Here is a 5,733-nt window from a genome sequence, read left to right on the forward strand (position 1 = left end):
GTGGGCGTCATGGTGGCGGATCCGTGGGGCGGGGTCAGGTAACGGCCTGGGCGCGCTGGAAGGCTGGGTCGCGCCAGGCTTGCGTCTGCAGCACATCCCGCAGGTGCTCGACGGCGTGCCAGACGTCCTCGAACCCCAGGTACAGGGGCGTGAAGCCAAAGCGCAGAATGTCCGGCTGCCACGCGTCACCGGCGCGGAAGTCGCCGATCACCCCGCGCGCGATCAGCGCCTGCACGATGGCGTAGGCCCCCTCGGCGCGGGTGAGGCAGACCTGCGAGCCGCGCCGCTGCGGCTCGCGCGGCGTGACCAGCGTCAGCCCGTGCCCGGCGCAGCGCGACTCCACCAGCGTGATGAACAGGTCGGTCAGCGCCAACGACTTGTGCCGCAGCGCCGCCATGCCGCCCAGCGGTTCGGCAGCGAGGACGGTGCGCACCCCCACCTCCAGCGCCGACAGGCTGATGATGGGCTGCGTGCCGCACAGCAGGCGCTGCACGCCCGGTGCGGGCTGGAAATCGGGCGTGAAGGCAAAGGGCGCCGCATGCCCCCACCAGCCGGCCAGCGTCGACCAGTCGTCCGGGCCCAAGGCCGCGCTCAGGCGCGGATGCACCCACGCGAACGCCGGCGCGCCCGGCCCGCCGTTGAGATATTTGTAGCCGCAGCCCACGGCAAAGTCGGCCTGCGCCGCGTTCAGGTCCACCGGCACCGCGCCCGCGCTGTGCGCCAGGTCCCACACCATCAGCGCGCCGGCGGCGTGCGCGGCGGCCGTCACCGCGGCCATGTCGTGCATCGCGCCGGTGCGGTAGTTCACATGCGTCAGCATCACGATGCCGACGTCCGGCCCCAGCGCGGCGGGCAGCGCCGTCTGCGGGTCGCCATCGATCAGCCGCAGGGTCCAGCCGCGATCGCGGCACAGCGCCTCGGCCACATACAGGTCGGTGGGGAAGTTGCTGCGCTCGCTGACCAACACGCGCCGGCCGTCGCCGCGCCGGTGTTGCAGATGCACGGCCAGGCTCAAGACCTTGAACAGGTTGATCGAGGTGCTGTCCGTGGCCACCGTTTCGCCGGGGCCGGCGCCGATCAGGCGGCCGATCAGGTCACCCACCCGCTGCGGCAGGGTGAACCAGCCGGCCGTGTTCCAGCTGCGGATCAGCCCCTGGCCCCATTCGTCCGTCACGACGGCCTGCACGCGGGCGGCGGTCTCGCGCGGCAGGACACCGAGGGAGTTGCCGTCCAGGTAAATGACGCCGGGCGGCAGATCGAACTGGTCGCGCAAGGGGCGCAGCGGGTCGGCCGCATCCAGCGCGCGGCAGTCGTCGAGGGTGGGGCAGGGCATGGGACGATCCTTTTTGGGGCGACGTGCGAGTCTCCGACGGGTCAGACCAGGGCGCGCAGCACGGCCCGCACTGGGCTGGCGTCAGCGCGCATCCACTTCAGGGGCAGGGCGATCAGCTCGTAGTCGCCTTCGGGCACGTCGTCCAGGCACAGGTTTTCCAGCACGCGCAGGCCGCGCCGGCGCAGCACCTGGTGCGCGTCCAGCGTCTTGCTGGCAGCGGGGTCCACGCTGGCGCTGTCCGTGCCCACCAGGCACACGCCGCGGTCGGCCAGGTGCTCCAGCAGGGCGGGGTCGAAACCCGGCAGCGCGTCGTCAAAGGCCTCTTGCGGCATCCGCGCATAGGTACGCACCAGCAGCCGGGCCGGGCAGGGGGCGTCATCCGGCAGGGCATGGGCCACATGCGCCCACGTCACCAAGGGTCCGCAGCCGATGGCGTGGACCACGCGGCATGGGCCCAGGTAAGGGGTCAGGTCCACGGCGCCGATGGGGGTGCCATCGGGGTCGTAGTGCAGTGGTGCGTCTGCGTGGGCGCCCACGTGCGGCGTGGTCGTGACCGCACTGACGTTGACCGGGCAGCCCGGGCCGATGGTGGCCACCCACCGCTGCTGGTAGGGGGTATCGCCGGGGAAGACGGGCGCATGGAGGTCCACCGGGGGCGAGATGTCCCACAGGCGGCGCGTAGCGGTCGGATCGGGCGGGGCAATCGGCATGGGCGCGAAGGTAGCACCGTCTGAAAACCCGTGGTGTCGGTTTTTTTGCGACAGTTGGGGAATATTTCAGATGTCAAGCAAAAGCAGGACTCGTTAGGGCGTCGCGTCCCGCCCGCCCTCGCCGCCCTCGCCGCCCGCATCCCCCGTTTCTTCCAGGCGGATGCCGATGCGCTCGATCGTGCCGCCTTGCACACGGCGCACACTCAGCTCGGCCGGCCCCCAGCGCCGTTGATCGCCCTCGACTGGCGCATGCTCGCAGGCGCGGCCAAACCACTCGCCCACGGTGAGCTGTTCGTCCTCCACGGGCGGCCAGCCGTAGAAGCGGCACAGCGCCGCCATGGGGGTGTTCGCCGGCACCTCGAAATCGCCGTACACCTGCCGGGCGGCGACCGGATCGTCGCGGTCCGGCAGCGCGACGCCGGTGCGCCGCGCGGCCCAGGGCAGGGTGGCGCCCTGCAGCAGCAGCGACGCCAGCACCACCACGAAGGCGATGTTGAAGAAGGTCTTGGCCCCGTCTACCCCCGCCATCACGGGGAACACCGCCAGCACGATGGGCACCGCCCCGCGCAGGCCCACCCAGGCGATGAACGCCACCTCCCGCGGGGGAAAGCGAAAGGGCAGCAGGCACAGCCACACGGCCAGCGGCCGGGCCACCAGCATCAGCACCGCCGCGACGCCCAGCGCTGGCAGCAGGGTGCCCAGCGCCTCGGTCGGGGTGACCAGCAGGCCCAGCAGCAGGAACATACCCGCCTGCGCCATCCAGGCGTAGCCATCCATGGCCTGCAGCGCCGGCGCCACCGAGCCGCGGGCGCGGTTGCCCACCACCAGCCCGAAGATGTAGACCGCGAGGAACCCCGAACCGCCGACCCAGGTCGTCAACGCGAACACCGCCATCCCCGCCGACAGCAGCAGCAGTGCGCGCACGCCGCTGCCGGGCCGGGTGAGCCGGGCCAGCAGCCGCAGACCGTCCGCCAGCGCCCAGCCCAGGCCACCGCCCAGCATCAGACCCCAGCCAAACTGCTGCACCAGCGCCAGCAGCGGCGCCCAGCCCAGGCGGGCGGCCCCGGTGTTCGGCGTCATGGCCAGCCCGATCAGCGCCAGGGTTAGAAACACGGCCATCGGGTCGTTCAGACCCGACTCGATTTCCAGTGTCGAGGCCACGCGCTCGTTGAGCCGCACCCCCGACGTCTGCAGCAGCGCGAACACGGCCGCGGCGTCCGTGGAGCCCACGATGGCGCCCAGCAGCAGCGCCAGCCGCCAGTCCAGGTCGAGCAGCAGCCAGGCCCCCAGACCGGTCAGCGCGGCGCTGACGGCCACGCCGGCCGTGGCCAGCAGCAGCGACGGGCGCAGACCCGTGCGAAATGTCGCGTAGCGCGTGCGCAGCCCCCCATCCAGCAGGATGACGGCCAGCGCCACGTTGCCCACCCAAAACGCCAGCCGAAAATCCTCGAACACCACGCCGCCGGGCCCGTTCTCCCCCAGCAGCATGCCCGCGACCAGAAACACCAGCAAGAACGAAAAGCCCAGCCGCGCCGAAAACAGCCCGGCCACCAGGCTCAACAGCAACAGGGCCGAGGCCGTCAACAGCGGCAGGGCCAAAAAATCCAGCGATAGAGTCATAGTATCCGCGACCGTAGCAGAATCTGCGCCATGACGACGGAGACTTTGGTCCTGGCCGGTGGGTGTTTTTGGTGCACCGAGGCCGTGTTCGAGCAGGTGCGCGGCGTGCTGGACGTGGAATCCGGCTACAGCAACGGCCAGGCCGAACAGCCCACCTACGAGGAGGTCTGCACCGGCGCCACCGGCTGTGCCGAGGTGGTCAAGCTGACTTACGACCCGTCCGTCATTGGTGTGCGCGAACTGCTCGCCATCTTCTTCGCCACTCACGACCCCACCAGCCCCAACCGCCAAGGGGCCGATATTGGCACGCAGTACCGCAGCGGCATCTACTGGACCACGCCTGAGCAGGCTGAGATGGCACACAGCGTGATTGCCCAGCTGGAGGCAGAGGGCACCTTCGGTGCCCCCATCGTGACCGAGGTCGAGCCGCTGCGCCACTACTGGCCGGCCGAGACGTATCACCAGGACTTTTTCGCCCGCCACCCCTACCACGGCTACTGCCTGGCGGTGGCAGCCCCGAAAGTCGCCAAGCTGCGGCGCACTTTCGCTGACTGGCTCAAGCCCGGCATCGACTGAGCCGCCCCAGACCGCGGCGCCGTCGGGTCACCCCCGCGGCAGCTGTTCCTGCGGTGTCTGTCTACACTGAGCGCCGTGACCCTTGCCGACCACCCCGTCTTTCAGTCCTTGACCCCCGTCTTCCTGCTGATCGCAGTTGGGGTGATCGCGGGCCGGCGCGGCTGGGTGGGCGCCGGCGCGGTCAAGGATCTGTCCAACCTCGTTTTCCTGCTGCTGATCCCCGCGTTGCTGTTCCGCACCATGAGTCAGGTGTGGCTGGAGTCGCTGGACTGGCGCCCGGTGGCGGCCTATTTCAGCGCCGTGCTGCCCTGGTTTGCACTGCAGATCGCCTGGCGCGGCTTCCACCCGCGCGGCATCGTGCTGGCGCTGGGCGGGACGTTTTCCAATCTGGTCATGATCGGCATCGCCCTGATCGGTCTGGCCTACGGGCAGGCAGGCGTGGTCACGCTGCTGACCCTGATTGCGGTGCACGCCCTCGTGCTGCTGACCATCGCCTCGGTGGCGCTGGAGCTGGCCGATGCCCGCAGCCGCGCGCAGGGCGGGCCGATGCCGCCCGGGCGGGTGTGGCGTACGGCCCTGTCGGCGGTGCGCGGATCGGTCATCCACCCCATCCCTTTGCCGATCGCCTGTGGGCTGCTGTGGGGGCTGTCGGGAGCGACCTTGCCTGCCGTGGTGGACAAGCCCTTGCACCTGCTCGGTCAGGCCTTCGGGCCATTGGCCCTGGTGCTGGTGGGCGTGAGCCTGGCCCGCACGCCCTGGCGCGGCCACTGGCGCGAGGCGCTGTCCGTTGCCCTGGCCAAAAACCTGGTCATGCCGGTGCTGGTCGCCGCCTCCGCGTGGCTGTGGGGTCTGCGCGGCTTGCCGTTGACGGTGCTGGTGGTTGCCGCCGGCGTATCGATCGGCGCCAATGTCTTTTTGTTCGCGCAGCGTTACCGTGTGGCGCAGACCGAAGTGACCGCTGCTACGGGGCTGTCTACCGCGCTGGGGATGCTGACCCTAAGTGGCTGGATGCTGGTGATGGCGCAGTTCACTGGCTGATGCGCAGGCCTTCTTCGATCTGGTACTCGAAGTAGCGCTGGAAGCTAAACGCCAGACCGGCCATCAGCGCGGTGGCGCCCACCATCAGCGACAGCACCACCGCGATCACGGTCAGCCAGTTCGTGTCGCCGGCGCGGGCGTCGGCCGGCCCGGTCGGGTTGTGGCGCGCATTCCAGCGCTGCGGTGGCTGCAGCGCATACACGATGGCCGACAGACACGCGGCCACTAGGCCAACGCCCAGGAACGGCAGCAGCACCCACGACAACTGATCGTCCTGCCCGTAGGTCAGAACCCGATCGACCCCCCACAGCCCCAGTGCGGTCGGGATCGCGTGGGCCCAGCCCCACACATCGCCGAATCCGTGCAGATAAAACCGGTGCCAGCCGAAGCCCCCGCCCACCAGGGCGGGCCGGGCATCGACACGCAAGGCGGCAAACGCCACGCCCCAGCGGGCCG

6 protein-coding genes are annotated in these 5,733 nt (G+C 70.3%); 2 read left to right on the plus strand and 4 right to left on the minus strand.

Features of this window, described 5'->3' with window-relative positions; genetic code table 11:
* Positions 1-34: 34 nt before the first annotated feature.
* The 3 genes from kynU to V7026_RS10865 form a co-directional block, all read right to left on the minus strand.
* Positions 35-1,333: a kynureninase gene (kynU, locus tag V7026_RS10855; RefSeq protein WP_334155394.1), complete on the minus strand. Its 1,299-nt coding sequence runs from the start codon at positions 1,331-1,333 to the stop codon at positions 35-37.
* Positions 1,334-1,374: 41 nt separating this feature from the next.
* Complete coding sequence (kynB, locus tag V7026_RS10860; protein WP_334155395.1) at positions 1,375-2,043, minus strand: arylformamidase; 669 nt, start codon at positions 2,041-2,043, stop codon at positions 1,375-1,377.
* 93 nt (positions 2,044-2,136) lie between these two features.
* Positions 2,137-3,663: a potassium/proton antiporter gene (locus tag V7026_RS10865; RefSeq protein ID WP_334155396.1), complete on the minus strand. Its 1,527-nt coding sequence runs from the start codon at positions 3,661-3,663 to the stop codon at positions 2,137-2,139.
* Between the two features lie 30 nt (positions 3,664-3,693).
* On the opposite strand from V7026_RS10865, the gene msrA reads away from it, so the two are divergent.
* Together msrA and V7026_RS10875 are read left to right on the plus strand one after the other, a co-directional pair.
* Complete coding sequence (msrA, locus tag V7026_RS10870; RefSeq protein WP_334155397.1) at positions 3,694-4,239, plus strand: peptide-methionine (S)-S-oxide reductase MsrA; 546 nt, start codon at positions 3,694-3,696, stop codon at positions 4,237-4,239.
* A 75-nt stretch (positions 4,240-4,314) separates the two neighbouring features.
* Positions 4,315-5,277, plus strand: a complete 963-nt coding sequence (locus tag V7026_RS10875; RefSeq protein WP_334155398.1) for an AEC family transporter — start codon at positions 4,315-4,317, stop codon at positions 5,275-5,277.
* Here the strand turns inward: V7026_RS10875 and V7026_RS10880 are convergent.
* Positions 5,267-5,704 carry a hypothetical protein gene (locus V7026_RS10880; protein ID WP_334155399.1) on the minus strand — a complete coding sequence of 146 codons (438 nt, stop codon included), beginning with the start codon at positions 5,702-5,704 and terminating at the stop codon, positions 5,267-5,269. The genes V7026_RS10875 and V7026_RS10880 overlap by 11 nt on opposite strands.
* Between the last annotated feature and the right edge of the window lie 29 nt (positions 5,705-5,733).

Source organism: Tepidimonas sp., from assembly GCF_036825565.1.
Classification (GTDB): domain Bacteria; phylum Pseudomonadota; class Gammaproteobacteria; order Burkholderiales; family Burkholderiaceae_C; genus Tepidimonas.

What these genes read in the sequence shown, in the direction of transcription:
- kynU (WP_334155394.1), bottom strand. Translation starts at nt 1,333, where the DNA reads ATGCCCTGCCCCACCCTCGACGACTGCCGCGCGCTGGATGCGGCCGAC.
- kynB (WP_334155395.1), bottom strand. Translation starts at nt 2,043, where the DNA reads ATGCCGATTGCCCCGCCCGATCCGACCGCTACGCGCCGCCTGTGGGAC.
- V7026_RS10865 (WP_334155396.1), bottom strand. Translation starts at nt 3,663, where the DNA reads ATGACTCTATCGCTGGATTTTTTGGCCCTGCCGCTGTTGACGGCCTCG.
- msrA (WP_334155397.1), top strand. Translation starts at nt 3,694, where the DNA reads ATGACGACGGAGACTTTGGTCCTGGCCGGTGGGTGTTTTTGGTGCACC.